Raw genomic sequence first — 24549 nt, forward strand, 5'->3', positions numbered from 1 at the left:
CGACCCTCTCCCGGCTGCCTAGCCGACGAGCGCCAGCCTCGTTTCGGAGGTCCGGAGCGCGACGGCGGTGACACCGTGCAACGCTTCGATATGTTCGGCAAGCTCGGCGTCCAGCCGGAAATCGCGGCCCAGCAGCACCATCGCCTCGCCCTCGCTGGTCGACAGCTTGGCCCGGATCTCGCCCCGCGCGCCGCGATGGTCCGCAAGCAGTTCTGCCAAAAGGGTAAATGTCGCCGGCGCGATGACCGTCACCTCGATCACGAAGCGCGCATTATTGGCCAGCCCCTCGAAAGGCTGGATGCGTTTGATCGACACGCGCGGCGTTTCTTCCCCCGGCCGGCGGTCGAGTTCGGCGGTGACGAGGCCGCAGCCGCCATTCTTCGCCGCTTCCTCCAGATCGGCCGCGACCGAGTCGTCGAAACAGGTCGCCAGGAACTGGCCCGAGGCATCGGACAGTTGCGCCATCATGTAGCGCTTGCCCCGCGCCGAGGTACGCCAGCGCGCATCTTCGACCAACACCGCCAGCGTCGCGCCGACCCGGTTGCCGTCGTCGGGGATATTGAGTTCGGACAGCGAGGCATAGGTGCGCGCGCCATGCATCTTGGCGAGATGTGCGTGCCGGTCGACCGGATGCGCGGAGAAGTAGAAGCCGAACGCGTCCTTCTCCTGCTCCATCCGCTGCGCCAGCGACCAGCGCGCGCCCTGGGGCAGGCGGATCGTGTCGCCGGCATGGCTGGTATCGCCGAACAGGCCGCCCTGCCCACTGACCTTCTGCTCGTGGTTGCGCGCCGCGACCGCCAGCACGACTTCCGCCGCCCCATGGACGCCGGCACGGTTCGGCTCCAGCGCGTCGAACGCGCCCGCCGCCGCCAGCGTCTCCAGCTGGCGCTTGTTGATCAGGCGCGGGTCGACGCGGGTGGCGATGTCGTCCAGGCTCTTGAACGGCCCCTTGGCGCGTTCGACGACGAGCTTCTCCATCGCCCCCTCGCCCACCGACTTGAGCGCGCCGAGCGCATAGCGGATCGCCACGCCCTCGCCATCGCGGGGTTGCACGTCGAAATCCGCGAGACTGGCATTGATGCACGGCCCGAGCACCTCGACCTTGGCGCGGCGCGCATCCTCGACGAACAGACCCAGCTTGTCGGTCAGCGCCATGTCGAAGCACATCGACGCGGCGTAGAATTCATGCGGATAATGCGCCTTCAGCCACGCGGTCTGATAGGCGAGCAGCGCATAGGCGGCGGCGTGGCTCTTGTTGAAGCCATAGCCGGCGAACTTGTCGATCAAGTCGAACAGCTCGTTGGCCTTCTGCTTGGGGATGCCGTTCACCTTGGCACATCCCTCGACGAAGATGGCCCGCTGCGCGTCCATCTCCGCCTTGATCTTCTTGCCCATCGCACGACGCAGCAGATCCGCGCCGCCCAGGCTGTAGCCGGCCAGGATCTGCGCCGCCTGCATCACCTGCTCCTGATAGACGAAGATCCCATAAGTCTCCTTCAGGATCGGCTCCAGCAGCGCATGGGGATAGACGATCTCCTCCGTCCCCTGCTTGCGGCGGCCGAAGGTCGGGATATTGTCCATCGGTCCCGGCCGGTAGAGCGACACGAGCGCGATGATGTCGCCGAAATTGGTCGGCCGCACCGCCGACAGCGTGCGGCGCATTCCCTCGGATTCGAGCTGGAACACGCCCACCGTGTCGCCGCGCTGGAGCAGGGCGTAGGTGCCCTCGTCATCCCATTCCAGCGCGTCGAGCTGCACCGAGATGCCGCGCTTGGCGAGCAGCTGCACCGCCTTCTGCAACACCGACAGGGTTTTCAGGCCGAGGAAGTCGAACTTCACCAGCCCCGCGCCCTCGACATATTTCATGTCGAACTGCGTCACCGGCATGTCGGACCGGGGGTCGCGATAGAGCGGCACGAGCTTCGCCAGCGGCCGGTCGCCGATCACCACGCCGGCGGCATGGGTCGAGGAATGGCGCGGCAGGCCCTCCAGCTTCGAGGCCAGATCCCATAATTTACGGATTTGGTTGTCGTTGGCATATTCCTTGGCCAGTTCGGGCACGCCGTTCAGCGCCCGCTTCAAGTCCCAGGGATCGGTCGGATGGTTGGGCACCAGCTTGGCGAGGCGATCGACCTGGCCATAGCTCATCTGGAGCACGCGGCCGGTATCCTTCAGCACCGCGCGCGCCTTCAGCTTTCCGAAGGTGATGATCTGCGCCACCTGGTCGCGGCCGTATTTCTCCTGCACGTAGCGGATCACCTCGCCGCGCCGGGTTTCGCAGAAGTCGATGTCGAAGTCGGGCATCGACACGCGTTCCGGGTTGAGGAAGCGTTCGAACAGCAGGCCGAGCTGGAGCGGATCGAGATCGGTGATGGTCAACGCCCAGGCGACGACCGAGCCCGCGCCCGAACCACGGCCCGGCCCCACCGGAATGTCGTGATCCTTCGCCCATTTGATGAAGTCGGCGACGATCAGGAAATATCCGGGGAAGCCCATCTGGATGATGATGTCGACCTCGAACTTCAGCCGCTCGCGATACAGGTCGCGCCAGCCCGGTTCCCCGTCCGGCTCGCCCTTCATCGCCCGCAGTTCGGCGATACGGTCGAGCCGTTTCTCCAGCCCCGCCTCGGCATCGGCACGCAGCATCGCCGCCTCGCCGTCGCGGTCGCCGGCCAGCGAGGGCAGGATCGGCTTGCGATAAGGAGCCGCCACCGCGCAGCGCTGGGCGACGACCAGCGTGTTGGCGATCGCCTCGGGCAGGTCGGCGAACAGCGCCTTCATCTCGTCGGCCGGCTTCAGCCAGGCATCGGGCGAGCTTCTCGGCCGGTCGGCGGTTTCGACATAGGTGGAGTTGGCGATGCACAGCATCGCGTCATGCGCGTCGCCGAACGCGCTGTCGGCGAAGCAGCAGGGGTTGGTCGCGACCAGCGGCAGGTCGCGCGCATAGGCCAGCTCGACCAGCGCCTCCTCGGCTGCCATCTCGACCGGATCGTTGCGCCGGCACAGCTCGATATAGAGCCGATCGCCGAAGATCGCCTGCAACCGGTCGAGGAAACCGGCGGCGCGATCCGGCTGATCCTCCGCCAGTAGGCGGGCGAGCGTCCCCTCGCCCCCGGCGGTCAGTGCGATGAGGCCGGCGGAATGCCGCTCCAGCCAGTCGATGCCGACATGCGGCACCAGTTCCAGCGGCCGCTCCAGATGCGCGGTCGACACCAGCGCACAGAGGTTGTCGTAACCGGTCGTATCCTGCGCATAGAGCGCGATCCAGTCGATCACGGGCGCGGTGCCCTCCGGCATGTCCGGCCGCGCGAGGCCGAGCATCGTGCCGATCACCGGCTGCACGCCGCTCTTCTTGGCCGCGTCGGAATAGGCCATCGCCGCGTAGAGGCCGTTGCGATCGGTCAGTGCGGCAGCGGGAAAAGATCGCGCCTTGGCCTGGGCGGCGATCGCCTTGGGCTCGATCGCGCCGTCGAGCATGGTGAAACAGGAAAAGATACGAAGCGGCACGAACCCGGAATGCATCGCCTACATATGGACGCTGGCGACGATTCGAACACCCGGAAAATGGCGGAGGGTAGGCGAACGCGCATCGGACCCGGTCGAACGATGCCGCATTGCCTTTATGCGGCGGAGCGGCAAAGGACCCTGGCTGTGCTGATGTCGACCGCCGAAACCACGCCCGACCGGGTCCGCCCGGCCCGTCATCGCTGGCGGCGGGTGCTCCTGATCCTCGCAGCCTTGCTGGTGGGCGCGGTGCTGCTGCTGACGGGGGGATCGCCGATCGGTCGTGCCCTGCCCGCACCGACGGCGGATCAGGTCGGCGCCGCGCGAGCGGCCGCGATGCAGCTTCGCGTCCTGCGCACGACGCCGGGGGCCAGCGGTACGGTGCGGTTCAGCGCCATGGACCTCCGGGCGATCAGCACCCTGGCCAGCCATGGCTTCGCGCCTGATCGGCTGGACGCGTATCTGGCGGACGGGGCGCTCCGCATCGAGGCCGCGCACAGGCTCCCGCTCGGCCGTTGGCTGAACCTCGCGTTGGCCGTCCGCTCGCAGCCCAAGGGCTTTCCGTCGATCCGCATGACGGTCGGCCAAGTCCCGCTCGGCGAGGGCATGACGCGGTTCGTCATTCGCACCGCGCGGTGGCTGCTGGCGAAGCGCGAGGTGCCGGTTCCGCCGCTCGATACGCTGGTCCGCAGCTTCACGGTCGTGCCGGGCGGTGTCGTCGCCGACATCACCCTGTCGCCGTCGATGATCGAAGGGCTGACGCGGCTCGACGGGCATCGCATCGATCCGGCCCAAGTCGCTCAAATCTATTGCACGCTCGGTCGCCTGCAACGCAGCGCGCCGCTCGGCGATGTGGCCGCCCAGGTTCGCCGCGCCTTCGCGCTGCAACCGCCGGCCACCGCGACGGCGGAGCGGAACCGTGCCACCTTCGTCGCGCTCGCCATGTTCCTGGTCGACCCCAGTGCCGGGGAGATGGCCGGCAATGCACGCGAGCGGATCGATGCCTGCCGCGCCCCGGTGCCGGTCGTGACGCTGCACGGCCGGGCCGACCTGACCATGCACTGGTCGCTGTCCGCCGCGCTGACGGCAGGGTCGAGCACCCAGATCGCGCAGGCGATGGGGACGTGGAAGGAATTGGCCGACAGCCTGTCCAAGCAATCCGAGTTCGCGGTCGGCGATCCGACCGGTTTCTCCTTTCTGGACCTGTCAGCCGACCGATCCGGCTTCCGTATCGCCACCGTCGCGGTCGAGCCGAGCGAGGCCGTGCGTATCGCGACGGCGCTGTCCAGGGTCACCGAGGATCAGATCCTGCCGCCGGCGCTGATGGCGCAGCAGGACGGGCTCACCAACCAGCAATTCGTCCGTCACTTTGGCGGGATCGCCGACCCCCGCTACGACGCGGCGGTCGGGCGGATCGACGCCGTGCTCGATGCCGCAGGTGTAAACTAGATTAAATTTCCGCAAGCCGGCGCGTGGCGGGAACAGCGCGCGGGAAGCGTCAGTTTGCGCATCATGACAGACTATGCACGCTCCCCCGCCGCCGCCCTGTCCCGCGACGTCCCGCCAGCCGGTGCCGGCTGGGCGTGGATCCTGGCATCGGGCATCCTGTCCCTCCTGCTCGGCGTCCTGGCCTTTCTCTGGCCGTTCGCCGCCACCTACGCCGCGACCCTGGTGATCGCTGCCTTGTTCCTGGCCGCCGGGCTGGTGTCACTGGGCGCCGGGCTGTTCGGCAAGGGCCATGGCACGCGCGGCTATGCGATCGGCTTCGGCCTGGTGTCACTGATCATTGGCGGCCTGATGCTGTTCGAGCCGATGACCGGCGCCTTCTCGTTGACGCTGATGGTCGCCGTCTGGCTGGCGGTGCGTGGCGCCATGGAGATCGGCTTCGGCTTCCGGTTGCGCCAGGGCAAGGCGCTAATGCTGGCGCTCGGCGTCATCAACATCCTGCTCGCCATCTTCGTGCTGGCGACGCTGCCGGTATCGGCGCTGACCCTGCCGGGCTTCATCCTCGGCATCAGCTTCCTGATGAGCGGCGTGACCTCGATCGTCTCCGCCCTGCATCATCGCCGTGGCGCGCCGGCCTTCGCGCTGCGCTGATCCTTACAACAAGGCTTCGATCTCGGCCGCCAGGTCCTCGGGCTTGGCGGTCGGGGCATGTCGGCTAACCACCGCGCCGTCGCGGTTGACCAGGAACTTGGTGAAGTTCCACTTGATTCCCTTGGACCCGAGCAGGCCCGGCGCGGCCGCCTTGAGATGCTCGAACAGTGGCGAAGCGCCGGTGCCGTTCACCTCCAGCTTGGCGAAGACGGGAAAGCTGACATCATATCGGATGGTGCAGAAGTGCGCGATCTCCGCCGCGTCGCCCGGCTCCTGCGCCCCGAACTGGTTGCAGGGGAAGGCGAGCACCGAAAAGCCTTGCGCCCCGTAGCGGCGCTGGAGCTGCTCCAGCCCGGCATATTGCGGGGTGAAGCCGCAACGCGACGCCGTGTTGACGATCAGCAGCACCTGCCCGGCAAAGTCGCCGAGGGACCGGAACGTGCCATCCGCGGCCTGGACCTCGAAATCGGTGACGCGCATCAATCATGCCTTCCCAACAGATAGTCGAGATTCTGCCGTACGCCCGGCCATTCGCGGTCGAGGATCGAATAGACCACCGTGTCCCGCAACCGGCCGTCCGCCATGACCTGGTGCCCCCGCAACACGCCGTCGCGCCGCGCGCCGAGCCGCTCGATCGCGTGCTGGCTGCGCAAGTTGAGCAGGTCGGTGCGGATCTGCACGCACTGGCAGTCCATGACCTCGAAGGCATGGGCGAGCAGCATCCGCTTCGCCTCGGTATTGACCCCGGTGCGCTGCACGGCCTTCGCGTAGAAGGTGCCGCCGATCTCCAGCCGGCGATGCGCGGGCGCGAGGCGCATCAGCCGGGTCGCGCCGACCACCTGCCCGTCCGGCGTCTCCACGGTGAAGGGAAGCGCGCGACCATAGTCGCGCTCGCGCACCACCGCCGTCAGCCAGCGCTCGGGCGTCTTGAGCATCGAGACATTGGCGTAGAACAGGTCCCACAGATCGCCCGCCCGCGCGACCTCGACCAGCTCGTCGACATCCGCCGGGTCGAGCGGCCGTAGCCGGACATGCCGACCGGCGAGCGTCGGCGTCTCCGTCCAGACGGTCATGCCAACCTGCCCTCGTGCAGGCGCACCACCCGGTCCATGCGCGCGGCCAACCGCTCGTTATGGGTGGCGACCAGTGCGGCCGATCCCTCCTCGCGCACCAGGCGCAGGAACTCCGCCAGCACGATATCGGCGGTATGTTCGTCGAGATTGCCGGTGGGCTCGTCCGCCAGCACCAGCGCCGGACGATTGGCGAGCGCCCGCGCCACCGCAACCCGCTGCTGCTCGCCGCCGGACAACTGGCTCGGCCGGTGCGTCAGCCGATGGCCCAGACCCAGCGCCGTCAGCAGCGCGGTCGCACGCGCGTCCGCGTCCGGCCGGTTCGCGCCATGCACCAGTTGCGGCAGCACGACATTCTCGGTTGCGTTGAAGTCGGGCAGCAGATGGTGGAACTGATAGACGAAGCCCAGCCGGTCGCGCCGGACGATCGTGCGGCCATGCGCGTCGAGCTGCGCCACCTCCTGCCCGGCGATCCGGATCGAGCCCTCGAACCCGCCCTCCAGCAGGCCCACCGCCTGGAGCATGGTCGACTTGCCCGAGCCGGACGGGCCGAGCAGCGCCACGATCTCGCCGGGCGCGATGCTGAGGTCGATGCCGCGCAGCACGTCGATCCGCGCGTCGCCCTGCACGAAGCTGCGCGCCAGGCCGGCGAGGTGGAGGACCGGTTCACTCATAACGCAACACCTGCACGGGATCGGTGCTCGCCGCCTTCCAGGCCGGGTAGAGCGTCGCGAGGAAGGAGAAGACCAGCGCCATCGAGGTGATGACGATCACCTCGACCGGATCGGTCTTGGACGGCAATTCGGTGAGATAGCGGATCGACGGGTCCCACAGGTTCTGCCCCGTCACCAGCTGGACGAAGTTGACCACCCCCTGGCGGTAGAAGAGGAACAGCGCCCCCAGCCCCAGCCCCGCGATCGTGCCGAGCGCGCCGATCGTGGTGCCGACCACCATGAAGATGCGCATCAGCCCGCCCCGCGTCGCGCCCATGGTGCGCAGGATGGCGATGTCCCGCGTCTTGGCGCGGACCAGCATGATCAGCGAGGACAGGATGTTGAACACCGCCACCAGGATGATGATCGACAGGACGGTGAACATCGCCACCCGCTCGACCGCCAGCGCCTCGAACAGTTGCGCGTTCATGCTGCGCCAGTCGGCGATCACCGCGCCATTGCCGATCTTGTCGGCAAGCGGGCGCAAGATTTCGCCGACCCGGTCCGCGTTCATCGTCGTCAGCTCGACCATCCCCACCGAGTCGCCCATCAGGAGCAGCGTCTGCGCATCCTGGATCGGCATGATCACATACGCTTTGTCATAGTCGTAGATGCCGATCTCGAAGATCGCCGCAACCTTGTAGCTGACCATGCGCGGCACCGTGCCGAACGGTGTCGTCTGGCCTTGCGGGCTGATCAGCGTGATGTCGCTGCCGATCTGGGCGCCCAGCGCCTCCGCCAGCCGGCTGCCGATCGCGATATTGCCGCTGCCCGGCGTCAGGCGATCCAGCGACCCGATCACGACCTTGGCATGGAGCGTAGAATTGTTGCGGATGTCGGCCACCCGCATCCCGCGCACCAATATGCCCTCGACTCGGCCATTATAGCTGGCCATCAGCGGCTGTTCGATCAGCGGCACGGCGGAGGTCACGTTCGGCGTCGCCTTCGCCTCGCGGACGATCTCGCGCCAGTCGGTCAGCTGGCCGCCATAGCCCTGCACGACCGCATGGCCGTTCAGCCCGACGATCTTGTCGAAAAGTTCGGCGCGGAAGCCGTTCATCACGCTCATCACGATCACCAGCGCCGCGACGCCGAGCATCACGGCGACGAGACTGATCGAGGCGACGAGGAAGATGAAGGCCTCGCCCTTGCCCGGCAGCAGATAGCGGCGGGCGATCATGCGTTCATAGGACGAGAGGATCATGTCGGGTCGGCTCTAGGCGGCACTGGGGCCGGGTGCAACCAGATCGGTGCTGTTGCATCAAATCCACAACGGTTACTCAATCGTAACGGAGGGTTGCGGCGGCTGGTGACAGACCCAACGGAAAGGCATAGCAACACTCGTGCTGAGACACAGGCAATGGCCGTGGTTCGGGGAACAGCTTCAACGCCCGCCCAACGAGGCTGGAGCGGAAGCAACAGAAATGGGGGCTGACGAGCGATCGTCACGCAGGCGCCCGGATCGGAAACGGTCCGGGCGTTTGCCATTGCGGCTCGGCCCGGACCGTCGAACGCCCTAGGCCGGCGGAAAGTCGGGAGCTTCCGGACTGCCACTTCCCGTCGGCATCGTTCCTATGACACGATCGAGATTAACCGCGAATGAGCGGCGGGTGTATTCCTCCCCCGATCCGCGCATCCTGCCGGTCCGGGCAGGATGCGCGTCAATCGGTCAGAAGCTGCGCGATACGGTCACGCCGTAGGTGCGCGGGTCGCCGGGCTGGCCGACGATCAGGCCGGTGCTCCCCGACTGGGTGGCGAGCAACTCGTAATAATCCTTGTCGAAGACGTTGCGCACCCAGGCGAAGGCGTTCCACGTCCCGCCCTCGCGGTAACCGACCCGGATGTTGCTCAGCGCATAGCCGGCGATATCGGTATAGCGCGACCGGGACGGATTGGACGAGAATTTTGACCGGTAGCTGCCGTCGTATCCCGCGTAGAAATCGCCCTCCAACCCCACGGCGGTCGCGGGGAGCTGATACTCCGCGCCGTAAGAGAAGGCCCATTTGGACACGCCCGGCAGCCACTGACCGGAAATGTCGCAATTGGCCGGGCTGTAGGACGGTTGCGTGCTTGTGCCGGGGCGTCCGGCCGGGCTCGCCGGATTGGTGGCCGACGCGGCGCTGCCGCCGGAAAGTTCGGGCGGGCATGGCGCGTCGGTGAAGCGGACATATTTGGCGTCGGTGAAGGCCGCATTGGCATAGACGTTCAGTCGATCGGTCGGGCGGACGGCCGAGTCGAGTTCGATGCCGCGCGTCCGTACCCGGCCGGCATTGGCCAGATAGCCGCGCAGCACGCCAAGCTGGCCGTTGGTGACGGTCGCCTGATAATCGTCGATCACCGTCCAGAAGCCGGCCAGGTTCAGCGTCACCCGCCGGTCCGCAAGCCGCGTCTTCAAGCCGAGTTCGAAATGATTGACCTTCTCCGGCTTCACCGTCGCCGACGCCAGGATCGGCTGGTTCGCCGCGTCGAGCGGCAGGCCCGACAGGTTGATGCCACCCGACTTATAGGAGCGCGCATAGGTGGCGTAATAGAAGACGTCCGGCGTGAACTGATAGGACACGGTCAGGTCGCCCGACAGGTTCCAGTTGTGGAAGTCCGGGTCGTAGCGCTGCGGCGCGAGGACGCCGCGCTGATCGCTGGTCAGGTTGGTCGAACCACTGCCCGTCGTCACCACCGACAGATAGGACCCGCTCTTCTGGTCGTAATTGAGCCGCAGGCCGGGCGCGATCGACAGGCGATCGTCGACATGCCAGGTCAGCTTGCCGAACAGCGCCGCGGAGGTGTTCTTGAAGCCTATCGTGTTGCGCGCAGTCAGGCCGTTCAGCGTCGCGGGATTACGCCCCGCCGCGCTGGTCGGATTGAGCAGGAAGGCGCTGGCGGCCGGCCCCTGCACCTGCAAACCCTGCGTGTCGATCGTCTGATAGAAATAGAACGCGCCCAGCACATAATCGAGCGTGCGTTTGCCGTTCGAAGCGATGCGCAGTTCCTGGCTGACCTGGCTCTGCTGCGACGGATTGGCCGAGACGGTGGTGATCGGCAGGCCGATGAAGTCGCGGTCGTTCGACGGGTCCCAGTGCCAGAAACGCCAGGCGCTGACCGAGGTCAGCGTCGACCCGCCCAGGTCCCAATTGGCGAGCAGCGACAGGCCGCCGAGTTCCTGCTTGGCGCGCAGGTCGGTATCGACATCGGTCAATCGATCGAAGGCATCGGTCGAGGGCACCTGATAGCCCTGCGCGGCAGCCAGCTCGGCGTATTGCCGGTTGGTCGGACGCTGCGTCGCGCCGACCCGCGCATAATATTGCACGCAGCAATTGGGGTTCTGGCGCGCATAATCGCCGCTCAGCGTCAGGTCGAGATTGGGCGTGGCCTTCCACAGGATCTGGCCACGGACACCTTTATTGTCCTGGCTGTTCTGCCACTCGTTCTGCCGGACATTGTAGATCGTGCCCCGCCGTGTCGTCACCGAGGCCGAGAGACGGATCGCGACCTTGTCGTCGACCAGCGGCCCGGAGGCCGATGCCTTGCCCTGGAAGAAGTCGAGATTGCCGCCGGTCAGTTCCACCCGAGCCTCGGGCGTGAAGCTGGGCTTGCGGGTGATGATGTTGATCGCGCCGGCGGTGGTGTTCTTGCCATAGAGCGTACCCTGCGGCCCGCGCAGCACCTCGATCCGCTCGGTATCGGTGAAGTCGAACGTCGCGGAGGCGATGCGGCTGTAATAGACCTGGTCGACATAGATGCCGACCCCCTGCTCGATCCCGTCATTGGTCAGGCCGAACGGCGCGCCGAGGCCACGGATGTTCGCGGCCGAGTTGCGCGGATTAGTCGAATAGAATTGCAGCGTCGGCTGGATCTGGGTCAGGCGGCTGACATTATAGGTGCCCGTCTCCGCCAGGGCGGTCCCGCCGATCACCGACACGGCGATCGGCACGGTCTGCACCGACTCGGTGCGGCGGCGCGCCGTCACCACGATATCGCCGCCCGATGTCGCGACCGCGGGACCGGTGCGACCGGTCGAAGCATCCTCCGCCTGGGGCGACGCCTCCGCAGTGAACGGCGCAGTCTGCGCGTCGGTGGCCGGCGCGGCGATCTGCAGCGCGAGCAGCAGCGTCAAAGTGGGGGTCATGAAGGAGGCTCCCTGGTGCGTGTTTTCGCTTTGCGCCCAAACTCCACCATATTGCTGGGATATGAACCAAGCAAAATGTTCGCGCCAGGAAAGTTTCTCTATTTATTCTGATATTTCAGTACTTTAGCTGGATGTAAAATCCTCTTGAAAGAGGGCGATGGCGAACCATCTATGCGGCATACGGTGCCAAACGGGCCGTATGCCGGAGCCGCGCACAGGCGGGCTTCGGTCGTAGTCAACTCGCTCATCGGAGGATTTGAAATGCGCCTCGACCTGACTCCCTATCGACGTTCGACCATCGGTTTCGACCGTCTGTTTGATCTTCTCGAGACCAACGCGCGCAACGCGTCGGCGGAGAATTATCCCCCCTTCAACCTCGAGCGTCTCGCCGACGATCGCTACCGCATCACCTTGGCGGTGGCCGGTTTCTCTCGGGATGAGATCGAGATCACGGCGCAGCAGAACTTGCTGCTCGTGACCGGCAAGAAGGACGAGAAGCCCAGCGCGACCTTCGTCCATGTCGGTATCGCGAACCGCTCCTTCGAGCGTCGCTTCGAACTGGCGGACTTCGTGTTCGTCGAGGATGCGCGGCTGAACGATGGCCTGTTGGTCGTCGATCTGGTGCGCGAGGTTCCCGAAGCGATGAAGCCGAAGCAGATCGCGATCAAGACCGGCGCGCCGCTCTCCGCTGTCGAGAACCGCACGGACTCGGGCAGCGAGGCTCAGGCCGCCTGAAGCGCTCGACGCCGGTTGCTCCCTTTTCCCGGCGTCGCAGGGGCGTCCGGGCCGCAAGGCCCGGGCGCTTTCCTTTTACCTCGTCATCATCCCGTGTGGAGATGGCGACGGCTGGTCCGGATCAGACCAGCCGGCTCTGCTTGACCGCCGCTTCGACGAAGCTGGCGAATAGTGGGTGCGGATCGAAGGGCTTGGACTTCAGTTCCGGGTGGAACTGCACCGCGACGAACCAGGGATGGTCCGGCCGCTCGACGATCTCGGGCAGCGTACCGTCGGGCGACATGCCGCTGAACACCAGGCCGCCCTTTTCCAGCGCGTCCTTGTAATGGGTGTTGACCTCGTAACGGTGACGATGCCGCTCGAAGATCGTCTCACCGCCATAGATGCCGGCGACGACGCTGTTGCCGGTCAGCTTCGCCTCATAGGCGCCGAGCCGCATCGTGCCGCCCATATCGCCCTGCTCCTCGCGCTTCTCCAGCCCGTCGCGGCCCATCCATTCGGTGATGAGACCGACGACCGGCTGCTCGGTCGGGCCAAACTCGGTCGACGACGCATCGGCGATGCCCGCCAGGTTCCGAGCCCCCTCGATACAGGCCATCTGCATACCGAAGCAGATGCCGAAATAGGGGATACGACGCTCACGCGCGAAGCGGATCGCGGCGATCTTGCCCTCGGCTCCCCGCTCGCCGAATGCGCCGGGCACCAGGATCGCGTCGCACGGCTCCAGCTGCGCGAGGGTCTCGACATCGTCGCCCTCGAACAGCTCGGCGTCGATCCAGCGGACATTGACCTTCACGCGGTTGGCGATGCCGCCATGGACCAGCGCCTCGTTGAGCGACTTGTACGCGTCCTGCAGGCCGACATATTTGCCGACCACGCCGATCGTCACCTCGCCCTGCGGGTTCGTCAAGCGATCGACGATCTCCGACCAGCGCGACAGGTCGGGCGCGCCCTGCGGCTCGATCCCGAAGGCGCGCAGCACCTCTTCGTCCAGCCCCTCGGCATGATATTGCAGCGGCACCGCATAGATGCTCTTCGCATCCAGCGCCGGGATGACGGCGGACGCCGGTACGTTGCAGAACAGCGCGATCTTCGACCGCTCCGACGGCGGGAGCGGCTGTTCGCAGCGGCAGACCAACACGTCGGGCGCGACGCCCAGCGCCGCGATCTCGCGCACCGAATGCTGGGTCGGCTTGGTCTTCAGCTCGCCCGCCGCCGCGATATAGGGCACCAGCGTGACGTGGATGCTGATCGAGCGGCCACGGCCCAGCTCGTTCTTGAGCTGGCGGATCGATTCGATGAAGGGTAGCGACTCGATATCGCCGACCGTGCCCCCGATCTCGCACAGGACGAAGTCCAGCTCTTCGCCATTGTCGTCGACCGTGTCGGCGCGGGCGAAGGCCTTGATCGCATCGGTGACGTGCGGGATCACCTGAACCGTCGCGCCCAGATAATCGCCGCGCCGTTCGCGCGTGATGACCGTGTGATAGATGCGCCCGGAGGTGACATTGTCCGACTGATGCGCCGCGACGCCGGTGAAGCGCTCGTAATGGCCGAGATCGAGGTCGGTCTCGGCCCCGTCGTCGGTCACATAGACTTCGCCATGCTGATAGGGGCTCATCGTCCCTGGATCGACGTTCAGATAGGGATCGAACTTGCGGATGCGGACCTTGTAGCCGCGCGCCTGCAAGAGAGCTGCGAGAGAGGCCGCCATGAGGCCTTTGCCGAGCGACGAGACCACGCCGCCGGTGATGAAGATGTACCGCGCCATGGGAAGAATCGCCTAGCTTGGAATGGGGACGCACGACAAGCACCCGTGATCGATCACGGGTGCGTATTGCGACGGATGGAGGGTTTTAGTTCGCGAGCGGGACCGACGCGTTGCCGGTCGCATCGGTCGGGGCCGCCGTCGGCGCCACACCCGGCTGGGTCGCGGGCTGGCCCGCCGCCGGAGCGGTAGGCACACCGGCGGCCGGTGCGGCCGGTACCTGGCGGGCGAGCGAAGTGTCAATCGTCTGGGTGCCGCGATGCGTCGCCGCGAGAACCGCGAGGACGATCGAGAACAGGACGAAGGCGCTGCCCAATACCGCCGTCGCGCGGCTGAGGAAATCGGCCGCGCCGCGCGCCGACATCAGGCCCGACGGGCTGCCGCCCATGCCCAGACCGCCCCCTTCCGACCGCTGCATCAGGATCACGGTGACGAGCGCCGCGGCGATGATGGCGTGGACGACGAGGAGGAAGGCGAACATAGGGCTGGGTGCAGTCCGAAAGGGAATGAAGTGGGGCACATAGGCGAGCCGCCCGCATCGATCAACCGGCCTCGTCCCGCCGCGCCGCACCCATGCGTTTCGCCCTACGTTGCAAAGCGGTAAAATTGGCGGAAACCTGCCGCGTTACGGGGCGTTATGGCAACGAAACGAAACGATCTCCCGCCTGCGGGGGACGTGGATCATTCGGAATATCGCCTGTGCCCACGAGTGACCCTCATTCCCTGTCCATCTGGATGACCGCTTTGGTCGACTACGTCCGCTCGGGCGAACCCGACCTGACCAATCGCCAGATGGCTCTGCTCCTCCTCGTCTATCTCAAGCCCGGACCGCATACGGTGCGCGGCTTGGCGCGCGCGCTGAACGTCTCGAAGCCCGTCGTGACGCGCGCCTTGAACAGATTGGGTGCCCTCGGCTATCTGCGCCGCCAACGCGACGATAGCGACAAGCGCAACATCTTCGTCGCGCGCACATCCGAAGGGGCAGAGTTTCTTGAAGAGTTCGGGCAGTTCATCGGCGACCAGGACCCCAGCACCGCCCAGCGCGCCCTCGCGTAGGGCGTTCGCCTTGACCGGGCGTTCGGTCATGCTCGATCCCCGCAGCCATGCCGTGCGCCCCGATCTGGCGGATATTCGTCTCGCGGATCAGGTGTTTGCTCCCCATTACGCGGCATCGGTGGAGCGCGCGGTCGCATCGACCGCCGTGCTGCGCAGCGCTCGCGATCCCCAATCCGAGCCGCTGGTCACGCTGGCCCCCGGCGAGCGGTTCGAATTGCTCGACCTGATCGGCGATACCGCCTGGGGTCGTGCGGCGAATCACGATCTCGTCGGCTATTTGCCCCTGGCGGCGCTGGCATGACCGCACGGCTGTTCATCGACGGCGCGGCCGGCACTACGGGGATCGACATCCGCGAACGGCTGGCCGAGCGTACCGATGTCGAGATCCTGCTGCTCGACGAAGCCCGCCGCAAGGACGCGTCGGCGCGTCGCGAGGCGCTGAACGATGCGGATTTCGTCATCCTCTGCCTGCCCGACGATGCGGCGCGCGAGGCGGTCGCCCTGATCGACAACGACCGGACCCGCGTGATCGACGCGTCGAGCGCACACCGCGTCGCCGATGGCTGGACCTATGGCTTCCCCGAGCTGGAGCCGGACGGCGCCGCCCGCATCGCGGCGGCCACCCGCGTCTCCAATCCCGGCTGCTACCCGACCGGTTTCCTGGCGCTGGTCCGACCTTTGGTCCGCGCCGGGCTGATCCCCGCCGACTGGCCGGTCAGCGTCAACGCCACCTCCGGCTATTCCGGTGGCGGCAAGGCGATGATCGCGGACTATGAGGCCGGCGACGCTTCCGCCTTCCGGCCCTATGCCCTCTCGCTGGCGCACAAGCATGTGCCGGAGATGACGCGTCACTCGGGCCTGGACCATGCGCCGATCTTCGCGCCGGCCGTCGCCAATGTCCGCCAAGGCATGGTGGTCGAGGTGCCCCTGCCGCTCCATGTCCTGCCCGGCCGTCCGACCCTGGCCGCCCTCACCGACGCATTGTCCGTCGCCTATGACGGCCAGCCCCTCGTCGCCGTCGCCATCGACCAGCCGACGGGTATCGCGATCGAGGAGAATGCCGGCACCGACCGGCTGACGCTCCGGGTGCTGGGCAACGACGCCACCGGCCAGGCGCGGCTGATCGCGACGCTCGACAATCTCGGCAAGGGCGCGGGCGGCGCCGCCGTCCAGAACCTCAACATCATGGCGGGGCTCGATCCCCTCGCCGGCCTCCATCGCTGAAAGGAACCGCCATGCCGCGTGATCCCGTCGCCAAGCTCCTCCTGTTCGGCGCCACCGGCGACCTGGCGCAGCGGATGCTGCTGCCGTCGCTCTATGGCCTCCACGCCGACAATCTGCTGCCGACCGAGTTGAAGATCTTCGGTGCGGCCCGGCACGATCATGACGATGAGGGCTACCGCGCCTTTGCGCGCAAGGCGCTGGACCAGTTCCTGCCGGAGGATCGCAAGGACGAAGGCGCGATCGCCAGCTTCCTGGAGCGGGTCTTCTACCAGCCGACCGACCTGTCCGATCCCGCCAGCTTCGCCCCCCTGGCGGAAAAGGTGGGCGACATCGCTGGTGGCCTCGCCATCTACCTGTCGACCGCGCCCTCCCTGTTCGAAAGCGCGATCAGCGGCCTGCAAAGCGTCGGTCTGGCCGGCACCACGGTGCGGGTCGGCCTGGAAAAGCCGCTGGGCTATGACCTGGGCAGCAGCCGCGAGATCAACGACGCGGTCGCCAAGGCCTTTCCGGAGGAGCGGACCTACCGGATCGACCATTATCTGGGCAAGGAAACGGTCCAGAACATCCTGGCGCTGCGCTTCGGCAACAGCTTCTTCGAGCCGGTGTGGAATGCACAGGGCATCGACAACGTCCAGATCACCATCGCCGAGACGGTGGGCCTGGAGGAGCGCGCTGGCTATTACGAGACGGCGGGGGCGCTGCGCGACATGGTGCAGAACCATATCCTGCAACTGCTCGCCCTGGTCGCGATGGAGCCGCCGGCCCATTTCGACGGCACCGATGTGCGCGACGAAAAGTCGAAGGTGTTCCGCTCGCTGCGCATCATGAAGCCCGAGGAGGTGCCGCAGATGACGGTCACCGGCCAATATGGCGAGGGCGCGGTCAAGGGCCAGTTCGTCAAGAGCTATGCCGAGGAACTGGGGCAGCCGTCCAACACCGAGACGTTCGTCGCGATCAAGGCGCATATCGACAATTGGCGCTGGCAGGGCGTGCCCTTCTACCTGCGCACCGGCAAGCGCATGGCGACCCGCCGATCGGAAATCGCCATCCAGTTCAAGGCCGTGCCGCATTCGATGTTCGGCGCGCGCGGCGGCCTGCTCCAGCCCAACATGCTGATCATCCGCCTCCAGCCGGAGGAATATATCCAGCTGCTGGTGATGGCCAAGGAGCCGGGCCTGGACCGCAATGGCGTCCGCCTGCGCGAAGTCCCGCTCAACCTGTCGCTCGACGCCGAGTTCGCGGGCAGCCGTCGTCGCATCGCCTATGAACGGCTGCTGCTCGACCTGATCGAGGGCGACCAGACCCTGTTCGTCCGCCGCGACGAGGTGGAGGCGCAATGGCGTTTCATCGACGCGATCCGCGAGGGCTGGGACGCGAACAACGTCAAGCCGCGAAGCTATCCCTCGGGAAGCTGGGGTCCGTCCGCGGCGATCGCGCTCACGGAGCGCGATGGGGTGACGTGGCAGGACGATTGACCCGCGGAAGCGTCTGGTAAAAGCCGTATACTTACGTATGCGTCGGAGCCGGTCGGGCTTCCGGCGGGATTGCGGATGCCGTAGCGTCCGCCACGGAGATTGTGATGACCGAGATCGAATGGTGGGAATATGACGACGCGGCCGAGCTGGCCGACGCGATCGCGGGCGATATCCAGTTCGTGATCGAAAGCGCGCTCGACGCGCGTGGATCGGCGGTGATCGCGCTGGCGGGGGGCAAGACCCCCTTCCCCGCCTATGAGAAGCTGGCCAAGGCCAAGCTCGACTGGAAGAAGGTGACGATCGTCCCGACCGACGAACGGATCGTGCCGCTGGGCGACGCGCTGTCGAACGTCACCGCGCTGGCCAAGATCTTCCTGCCCAAGGGCGCGCGCGTGATGCCGATCGTGCCCGAAGCCACCGCCGACTATAAGGCGGCCGGTCGTTCGGCCGATGCGCTGATGCAGGATCTGCACTGGCCGCTCGACTTCTGCCTGCTGGGCGTGGGCGGCGACGGCCATACCGCGTCGATCTTCCCCGGTCCCGATTTCGACGAGGCCTTGAACGGTCCCAAGGAACGCCGCGCGCTGGGCGTGATGCCCGATCCGCTGCCGCCGGAAGCACCGGTCGCCCGCGTGTCGTTGTCGCGCGCCGGCATCATCTCCGCCAAGGCGATGATGATCGCGGTGACCGGCCAGGCCAAGCGCGACGTGCTGGAACGCGCGATCGAACAGGGTCCGTCCTCCGCCTATCCGATCGGCCGCGTGCTGGCGGACGTGGAACTGCCGATCGACATCCACTGGGCGCCCTGACCGCCCGTTTCCCCTCTCCCGATTGCGAGCGACCCATCCGATGAAGGCGGACATCCAGGCGGTCACCGACCGTATCATTGCACGTTCGCGCGCGTCGCGCGGCACCTATCTCGACCTGATCGAGCGAGAGCGCGAGCGCGCCGTCCGCCGCCCGGCCCTGGGCTGCGCGAACCTCGCCCATGCCTATGCCGGCACCGAGGAGGATCGCGAGCAGCTGAAGGCCGATGCCGGCATGAACATCGGCATCGTCACCGCCTATAACGACATGCTGTCAGCCCATGCCGTCTATTACCGCTATCCGGAACTGATGAAGGTCTGGGCGCGCGAGGTCGGCGCGACCGCGCAGGTGGCGGGCGGCGTGCCGGCGATGTGCGACGGCGTGACCCAGGGCTATCCGGGCATGGAGCTGTCGCTGTTCAGCCGCGACACGATCGCGCTGTCGACGGCGGTGGCGCTGAGCCATGGCACGTTCGAGGGCGCGGCGCTGCTCGGCATCTGCGACAAGATCGTGCCGGGGCTGCTGATGGGGGCGCTGCGCTTCGGCCATTTGCCGACCATCCTGATCCCCGGCGGGCCGATGCCGTCGGGCCTGCCCAACAAGGCCAAGGCCGCGGTGCGCGAACGCTATGCCGAGGGCGAGTGCGGCCGCGAGGAACTGCTCGAAGCCGAGATCCAGGCCTATCACACCAAGGGCACCTGCACCTTCTACGGCACCGCCAACACCAACCAGATGATGATGGAGGTGATGGGCCTGCACATGCCGGGCGCGGCCTTCGTCAATCCGGGCACCAAGCTGCGCCAGGAACTGACCCGCGCCGCCGTCCACCGGCTGGCGCGGATCGGCGTGCGCGGCGACGACTATCGCCCGCTCGGCCATTGCGTCGATGAGAAGGCGATCGTCAACGCGGCGGTCGGCCTGCTGGCGACGGGCGGTTCGACCAACCACCTGCTCCACCTGCCGGCGATCGCCCGGGCGGCGGGGATCATCATCGACTGGGAGGATATGGACCGGTTGTCGGCGGTGGTGCCGCTGATCGCGCGGGTCTATCCCAATGGCTCGGCCGATGTGAACGGCTTCGAGGCGGCGGGCGGGATGCCCTTCGTCGTCCGCGAACTGCTGGACGGCGGCTATCTGCACCGCGATCTCCTGACCATCGCCGGCGGCGACCTGACCGCCTTTGGCGAGAAGCCGGTAATCGAGGGCGACGTACTGACCTGGACCGATCCGGGGCCGAGCGGCGACGAGACGATCCTGCGCCCGGTCGCCAATCCCTTCTCGCCCGATGGCGGGATGCGCATCCTCCAGGGCAATATCGGCCGGGCCTGCATCAAGGTGTCGGCGGTCGAGCGCGAGCGCTGGGTGATCGAGGCCCCCGCCCGTGTCTTTGCCGACCAGCTCGACGTGCTGGAGGCGTTCAAGGCCGGCGAACTGGAGCGCGACGTGGTCGTCGTGGTCCGCTTCCAGGGCCCGCGCGCCAACGGGATGCCCGAACTGCACAAGCTGACGCCGCCGCTCGGCGTGCTGCAGAATCGCGGGTTCAAGGTGGCGCTGGTCACCGATGGCCGCATGTCGGGCGCGAGCGGCAAGGTGCCCTGCGCCATCCATTGCAGCCCGGAGGCACTGGGCAACGGCCCGATCGGCAAGATCCGCGACGGCGACATGATCCGGCTGGACGCGGTGAACGGCACGCTCGACGCGCTGGTCGATCCGGCCGAATGGGAGGCCCGACCGCTGGCCCAGGGCGGCGACGCCGCGACCGGCATGGGGCGCGAGCTCTTTGCCCTGTTCCGCCACGACGCGGACGAAGCCGAACGGGGCGCCTCGGCGATCCTGGCCGCCGCCGGGCTCTGATCGCCGCCAAGAAAACATAGGTTTGAGGGAGGGACAATGCAGGTCGTCGCAGTCGATATCGGGGGAACGCACGCCCGCTTCGCCATCGCCGAGGTGGAAGGGGGCCGTGTCGTCGCCCTGTCCGAGCCGATGACCCAGAAGACCGCCGAGCACGCCTCGCTCCAGACCGCGTGGCAGGCGTTTGAGGCGGCCTATGGCAAGCCCCTGCCCCGCGCCGCCGCCATCTCGGTCGCCTCGCCGATCACCGGCGACATCATCCGCCTGACCAACAATCCCTGGATCATCCGCCCGTCGCTGATCGGCGAGCGGCTCAACGCCGATATCTACACGATCATCAACGACTTCGGCGCGGTCGGCCATGCCGTGGCGCAGCTGCCGGATGAGGATTTCCAGCATCTCTGCGGCCCGAACGCGCCGCTGCCGGCCGAGGGCGTGACGACGGTCTGCGGTCCCGGCACCGGGCTGGGCGTGGCGCAGGTGCTGAAGCAGAATGGCGGCTATCAGGTCCTGTCGACCGAGGGCGGCCATATAAATTTCGCCCCGCTCGACGCGCTGGAGGACGCGATGCTGCGTCGCCTGCGCAAGATCTTCACCCGCGTATCCGCCGAGCGGATCGTCGCCGGGCCCGGCATCGTCGCCATCTACGAAACGCTGGCCGAACTGGAAGGCCGCCCCGTCGTCAGTCGCGACGACAAGACGATCTGGCAGGAGGCGCTGGAGGGCACGGACTCGATCGCGCTCGCCGCGCTCGACCGCTTCTGCTTGTCGCTGGGCGCGGTTGCAGGCGACCTGGCGCTGGCGCATGGCGCGAAGGCGGTGGTGATCGCCGGCGGCCTGGGCCTGCGCATCAAGGACAAGCTGATCCGCTCCGCCTTCGATCAGCGCTTCGTCGCCAAGGGGCGGTTCCAGTCGATGATGGCGGCGATGCCCGTCAAGCTCATCACCCATCCGCAGCCCGGCCTGTTCGGTGCCGCCGCCGCCTTCGCCCAGGAGCATAGCCAGTGACCGATATACTTTCCATCATGCGCACCAGCGCGGTCATCCCGGTACTGGTGATCGACGACGCCGCGACCGCGCTGCCGCTGGCCGAGGCGCTGGTCGCCGGGGGCCTGAAGGTGCTCGAGGTGACGATGCGTACCCCGGCCGCGCTCGACGCGATCGTCGAGATGAAGAAGGTCGAGGGCGCGATCGTCGGCGCGGGCACGGTGATCAACACCGACCAGTTCGAGCAGGTAATGAAGGTCGGCGCGGAGTTCATCGTCTCCCCCGGCCTGACCGACCGGCTGGGCAGCGCGATCACCGGCGCCGGCGTCCCCTATCTGCCCGGCATCGCCAATGCCGGCGACATCATGCGCGGGCTGGACCTGGGGCTGACCGCATTCAAGTTCTTCCCGGCCGAGACCAGCGGCGGGATCAAGGCGCTGAAGGCGCTCTCCGCGCCCTTCTACCAGTGCCGCTTCTGCCCGACCGGCGGGATCACCGAAGCGTCCGCGCCCGACTGGCTGGCCTTCGGCCAGGTCGAATGCGTCGGCGGCAGCTGGGTGACGGGCGGCACCATGGCGGAGGTCGAGGCCAAGGCCCGCGCCGCCGCCGCGCTGCGCGGCTGAACGCCGCTCCCGATCACGCCTCCGCCGCGCGGCCTCGCACGATGCGTGCGGCGGAGGTGAGGACCGCGATATCCTCGGCAAAGCCGGTCGGCGTCTGTCCATGCCGGTGGAGCGCCGCCATGCGCAGGCGCCAGCCGGGATAGGCCGAGACCACCGCCGTGGTCCCGGCCAGGGCCGCGCCCCACCAGCGCTCCCGTTTCGGCACCAGCATCGCCCCCGCGATCGCCGAGGTCAGGAACCGGGCGGCAAGGCCGATCGGCACGATGCGGTCCGGGGCGGTCTTCTGCTTGTCGCCGGCCATCTCGCCGATCGCCAGCGCCAATGTTCCCGCCGCCACCAGCGGCTGGCCGAGCAGCGTCGACAAGCCGTCCCGCGCCGGCAGTTCGCCGCGCGCGATCCCGATCGCCACGGCGGCGAGCGGCGTCATCGCCCGTTGCCCGCCGACCAGTCCCATCTTGAACGCTGCGATCACACCTGCCTCCATCGTCATTTGCCAGCCTGAACGTGTTCGCCTGCGACCGGGTTTCAGACCGACCGAGCGTCCGAACCGCAAAATGTCGTGCCCATGCCCAAGGTCCGCCCGGGCAGCGTCCTAGAACAGGCTGTGGAAGATAAGACCGTTCGGGAGCATCCAGTTTGCGGTATCGTTATCATCTGCTCGCGATCACGATCGTCTGTAGCGCCGTCCCCGCTGCGGCCCATGCCGGCGCGGTGGCGATGACGGAGCGATTGGTGGCTGGACCCAACGCCCTCACGTCGGCGGAACCGTAAGGCCCGACACCTGCCGACACGATCGATGCACGGGGCCGCCCGATCTCCCGGACGGCTTTGTCGGTGACGGCGTGACCGGGACACCCGATCTGATGGCGAGCGCCAACAACCTGTTCGACCCGCTGGCGGTCGGAGCGATCGACGATCCTTCGATCCCGGCGACCGGCATCGTCCGGGCCCGCATATTGAATGGCCGGCCCGTGTCGGCCACGGCCCGTCTCGCCTTCTAACCGGCTTCGTCCGCGCGCCCTCCCCTCCGATAGGCCGGTATCGATGTTCCGTGCGATGACCATCCCGCACAAGCTGGCCGTCTCCTTCCTGGTGCTCTGCGCCTCGGCCGCCGCGATGATGCTGGTATTTTATAGCAGCTTCGACGCGATCCGACGGGCGACCGATAGCAGCAACGCCAGCCAGACGGTGCTGAGCAAAGTGCAGACGCTAGAGACGTCCATCCTGCGGCAGAACAGCCGGTTCCGCGGCTTCATGGTGACCGCCGACCCGACCTACCTCAAATCCTACCGGGAGGCGCGAGCGGAATTTGACAGTACCTATGCCGCCGTGCGGCCGATGCTGTCGGACCCGGAAATGCTCCGCAACATCTACACTTCGCAGCGGGAAACGCTGGCGTGGCGGCGGGACTGGGGCGATCGGCTGATCGCGCTGGTCGAGCGCGGTGGCCAGCAACAGGCGCAGCAGATGATGCGCGATGCCCGCCAGACGGTGATGACCAGCAAGGCGGTGCTGCCGCTGCGCGCCGTTCGCGACTATGAGTCGAAACGGCTGGTGCGGGAAGCGGAACGCCAGGCCGCCGCCATCCATACGGGGATGAAGACGCTGGTGATCGGTGGCATCGCGCTGATCGCGACCGCGATCCTGCTGGCGGTGCTGCTCAGCCGCACCATCGCCCGTCTAATCACCCGCCTGACCGGCACCATGGCGGAGCTGGCGATCGGCCGCCACGATGTCGAGATCCAGGGGGCGGCGCGTTCCGACGAGCTGGGCGACATGGCCGCGCCGTGCTGGTCTTCCGCGACGCCGCCGTGGCGAAGCAGGTTGCCGAGGCCGAGCAGGCGCGCCACGATGCCGAGCAGAAGCGGGCAGTCGACACGCTGAGCCCGCATCTGTCGCACGTGTCCGGAGGCGACCTGACCGGCGCGATCACCACCGCCATGCCGCCGCGCTACGCCAAGCTGAAGGCGGATTTCCACGAGACCCTGTCGCAACTCCGTGCCCTGATCGGTGCAGTGTCCGACGGCGCGCTGGCGATCAACGGCAGTTCCAACGAGATCGCCCCGGCCTTCGAGGATCTGGCGCGGCGCACCGAAAGCGCCGCCGCCAGCCTGGAACGGACATCGAGCGCGGTCAGCCAGGTCGAGGCGCGGCTGAAGCAGACGCCCGAGGCCGCCCGACGCTCGGCAGCCGGATCGGGCGCGGCCCTGCTCGCGGTACGCGACGGCCGCGGCTGCGCCACTCAGGCGGTGCAGGCCATGGAGCGCGTCTCGGCCAGCGCCAAGGGGATCGACACGGTCATCGATGGGCCGGACAAGATCGCATTCCAGACGCGGGTGCTCGCCATGAACGCCGCCGTGGAAGCCGGTCGTGCGGGCGATGCCGGGCGGGGTTTCGCGGTCGTCGCCGACTTGGTGTCGGCGCTTGCGATGCGTGCCGGGGAAGAGGCCAAGAATGCCCGCGACCAATTGGCCACGACGCAGAGCGACATCGGCATGGCGGTGAACGCCGTCGGC

The 24549-nt window shown here is 67.2% G+C and carries 23 protein-coding genes; 14 read left to right on the forward strand and 9 right to left on the reverse strand.

Going from position 1 to position 24549, the window contains the following annotated elements; translation table 11 throughout:
• Positions 1-18 precede the first annotated feature (18 nt).
• A complete protein-coding gene (gene dnaE / locus BRX43_RS11715) occupies positions 19-3522 on the reverse strand; it encodes a DNA polymerase III subunit alpha (RefSeq protein ID WP_125995060.1) in 3504 nt (1167 codons plus the stop codon).
• 129 nt (positions 3523-3651) lie between these two features.
• On the opposite strand from dnaE, the gene BRX43_RS11720 reads away from it, so the two are divergent.
• Positions 3652-4953 (forward strand): hypothetical protein, encoded by a 1302-nt coding sequence (locus tag BRX43_RS11720; protein WP_125995062.1) that lies wholly within the window; start codon positions 3652-3654, stop codon positions 4951-4953.
• Positions 4954-5016: 63 nt separating this feature from the next.
• Positions 5017-5601 (forward strand): DUF308 domain-containing protein, encoded by a 585-nt coding sequence (locus BRX43_RS11725; protein ID WP_125995063.1) that lies wholly within the window; start codon positions 5017-5019, stop codon positions 5599-5601.
• A gap of 3 nt (positions 5602-5604) precedes the next feature.
• Here BRX43_RS11725 and BRX43_RS11730 read toward each other — a convergent pair whose 3' ends face one another.
• The 5 genes from BRX43_RS11730 to BRX43_RS11750 all read right to left on the reverse strand — a co-directional run bounded on the left by BRX43_RS11730 (position 5605) and on the right by BRX43_RS11750 (position 11507).
• The gene (locus BRX43_RS11730) at positions 5605-6084 is read right to left on the reverse strand and encodes a glutathione peroxidase (RefSeq protein WP_125995065.1); all 480 of its coding nucleotides are present in this window, start codon (positions 6082-6084) and stop codon (positions 5605-5607) included.
• Positions 6081-6674 carry a GNAT family protein gene (locus BRX43_RS11735; RefSeq protein ID WP_125995067.1) on the reverse strand — a complete coding sequence of 198 codons (594 nt, stop codon included), beginning with the start codon at positions 6672-6674 and terminating at the stop codon, positions 6081-6083. Before BRX43_RS11735 ends, BRX43_RS11730 begins: the two co-directional genes overlap by 4 nt.
• Positions 6671-7345 (reverse strand): ABC transporter ATP-binding protein, encoded by a 675-nt coding sequence (locus BRX43_RS11740; RefSeq protein WP_125995069.1) that lies wholly within the window; start codon positions 7343-7345, stop codon positions 6671-6673. Before BRX43_RS11740 ends, BRX43_RS11735 begins: the two co-directional genes overlap by 4 nt.
• Entirely contained in the window at positions 7338-8588 is a 1251-nt protein-coding gene (locus tag BRX43_RS11745; protein ID WP_125995071.1) for a lipoprotein-releasing ABC transporter permease subunit, read from the reverse strand. The genes BRX43_RS11740 and BRX43_RS11745 overlap by 8 nt, the downstream gene beginning before the upstream one ends.
• Positions 8589-9053: 465 nt before the next feature.
• Positions 9054-11507 (reverse strand): TonB-dependent receptor, encoded by a 2454-nt coding sequence (locus tag BRX43_RS11750; RefSeq protein ID WP_125995073.1) that lies wholly within the window; start codon positions 11505-11507, stop codon positions 9054-9056.
• A 261-nt stretch (positions 11508-11768) separates the two neighbouring features.
• Between BRX43_RS11750 and BRX43_RS11755 the strand changes: the two genes are divergently transcribed.
• Positions 11769-12242 (forward strand): Hsp20 family protein, encoded by a 474-nt coding sequence (locus BRX43_RS11755; RefSeq protein WP_125995075.1) that lies wholly within the window; start codon positions 11769-11771, stop codon positions 12240-12242.
• Positions 12243-12363: 121 nt separating this feature from the next.
• Here the strand turns inward: BRX43_RS11755 and BRX43_RS11760 are convergent, their stop codons facing one another.
• Together BRX43_RS11760 and secG are read right to left on the reverse strand one after the other, a co-directional pair.
• Entirely contained in the window at positions 12364-14013 is a 1650-nt protein-coding gene (locus tag BRX43_RS11760; protein ID WP_125995076.1) for a CTP synthase, read from the reverse strand.
• 85 nt (positions 14014-14098) lie between these two features.
• Positions 14099-14491 carry a preprotein translocase subunit SecG gene (gene secG, locus BRX43_RS11765; protein WP_125995077.1) on the reverse strand — a complete coding sequence of 131 codons (393 nt, stop codon included), beginning with the start codon at positions 14489-14491 and terminating at the stop codon, positions 14099-14101.
• A gap of 254 nt (positions 14492-14745) precedes the next feature.
• On the opposite strand from secG, the gene BRX43_RS11770 reads away from it, so the two are divergent.
• The 8 genes from BRX43_RS11770 to eda all read left to right on the forward strand — a co-directional run bounded on the left by BRX43_RS11770 (position 14746) and on the right by eda (position 22033).
• The gene (locus tag BRX43_RS11770; protein ID WP_125995078.1) at positions 14746-15066 is read left to right on the forward strand and encodes a MarR family transcriptional regulator; all 321 of its coding nucleotides are present in this window, start codon (positions 14746-14748) and stop codon (positions 15064-15066) included.
• A 28-nt stretch (positions 15067-15094) separates the two neighbouring features.
• Positions 15095-15367 carry an SH3 domain-containing protein gene (locus BRX43_RS11775; protein ID WP_125995079.1) on the forward strand — a complete coding sequence of 91 codons (273 nt, stop codon included), beginning with the start codon at positions 15095-15097 and terminating at the stop codon, positions 15365-15367.
• Entirely contained in the window at positions 15364-16290 is a 927-nt protein-coding gene (gene argC / locus BRX43_RS11780; protein ID WP_125995080.1) for an N-acetyl-gamma-glutamyl-phosphate reductase, read from the forward strand. The genes BRX43_RS11775 and argC overlap by 4 nt, the downstream gene beginning before the upstream one ends.
• Positions 16291-16301: 11 nt before the next feature.
• Positions 16302-17765, forward strand: coding sequence for a glucose-6-phosphate dehydrogenase (gene zwf / locus BRX43_RS11785; protein ID WP_125995081.1), 1464 nt, complete (start codon positions 16302-16304; stop codon positions 17763-17765).
• Between the two features lie 104 nt (positions 17766-17869).
• Positions 17870-18574, forward strand: coding sequence for a 6-phosphogluconolactonase (pgl, locus tag BRX43_RS11790; protein WP_125995082.1), 705 nt, complete (start codon positions 17870-17872; stop codon positions 18572-18574).
• Between the two features lie 40 nt (positions 18575-18614).
• A complete protein-coding gene (gene edd, locus BRX43_RS11795) occupies positions 18615-20426 on the forward strand; it encodes a phosphogluconate dehydratase (RefSeq protein ID WP_125995083.1) in 1812 nt (603 codons plus the stop codon).
• Between the two features lie 36 nt (positions 20427-20462).
• Positions 20463-21431, forward strand: a complete 969-nt coding sequence (gene glk, locus BRX43_RS11800; protein ID WP_125995084.1) for a glucokinase — start codon at positions 20463-20465, stop codon at positions 21429-21431.
• 17 nt (positions 21432-21448) lie between these two features.
• Positions 21449-22033, forward strand: coding sequence for a bifunctional 4-hydroxy-2-oxoglutarate aldolase/2-dehydro-3-deoxy-phosphogluconate aldolase (gene eda / locus BRX43_RS11805; RefSeq protein WP_125995095.1), 585 nt, complete (start codon positions 21449-21451; stop codon positions 22031-22033).
• 13 nt (positions 22034-22046) lie between these two features.
• On the opposite strand, the gene BRX43_RS11810 is transcribed toward eda, so the two are convergent.
• The gene (locus BRX43_RS11810) at positions 22047-22523 is read right to left on the reverse strand and encodes a DUF4126 domain-containing protein (RefSeq protein WP_206433191.1); all 477 of its coding nucleotides are present in this window, start codon (positions 22521-22523) and stop codon (positions 22047-22049) included.
• Between the two features lie 352 nt (positions 22524-22875).
• Here BRX43_RS11810 and BRX43_RS20300 point away from each other — a divergent pair, with 352 nt between their 5' ends.
• From BRX43_RS20300 to BRX43_RS11820, 3 genes are all read left to right on the forward strand, one after another.
• Positions 22876-23034 (forward strand): hypothetical protein, encoded by a 159-nt coding sequence (locus BRX43_RS20300; protein WP_164523591.1) that lies wholly within the window; start codon positions 22876-22878, stop codon positions 23032-23034.
• 55 nt (positions 23035-23089) lie between these two features.
• The gene (locus BRX43_RS11815) at positions 23090-23917 is read left to right on the forward strand and encodes a CHASE3 domain-containing protein (RefSeq protein WP_206433192.1); all 828 of its coding nucleotides are present in this window, start codon (positions 23090-23092) and stop codon (positions 23915-23917) included.
• Positions 23845-24549 (forward strand): methyl-accepting chemotaxis protein (locus BRX43_RS11820; protein ID WP_241214919.1); only part of this gene is annotated, 705 nt, incomplete at its 3' end. The genes BRX43_RS11815 and BRX43_RS11820, both read left to right, overlap by 73 nt.

The sequence above is a fragment of the Sphingomonas sp. S-NIH.Pt15_0812 genome (genome assembly GCF_003951315.1).
Lineage (GTDB): Bacteria > Pseudomonadota > Alphaproteobacteria > Sphingomonadales > Sphingomonadaceae > Sphingomonas.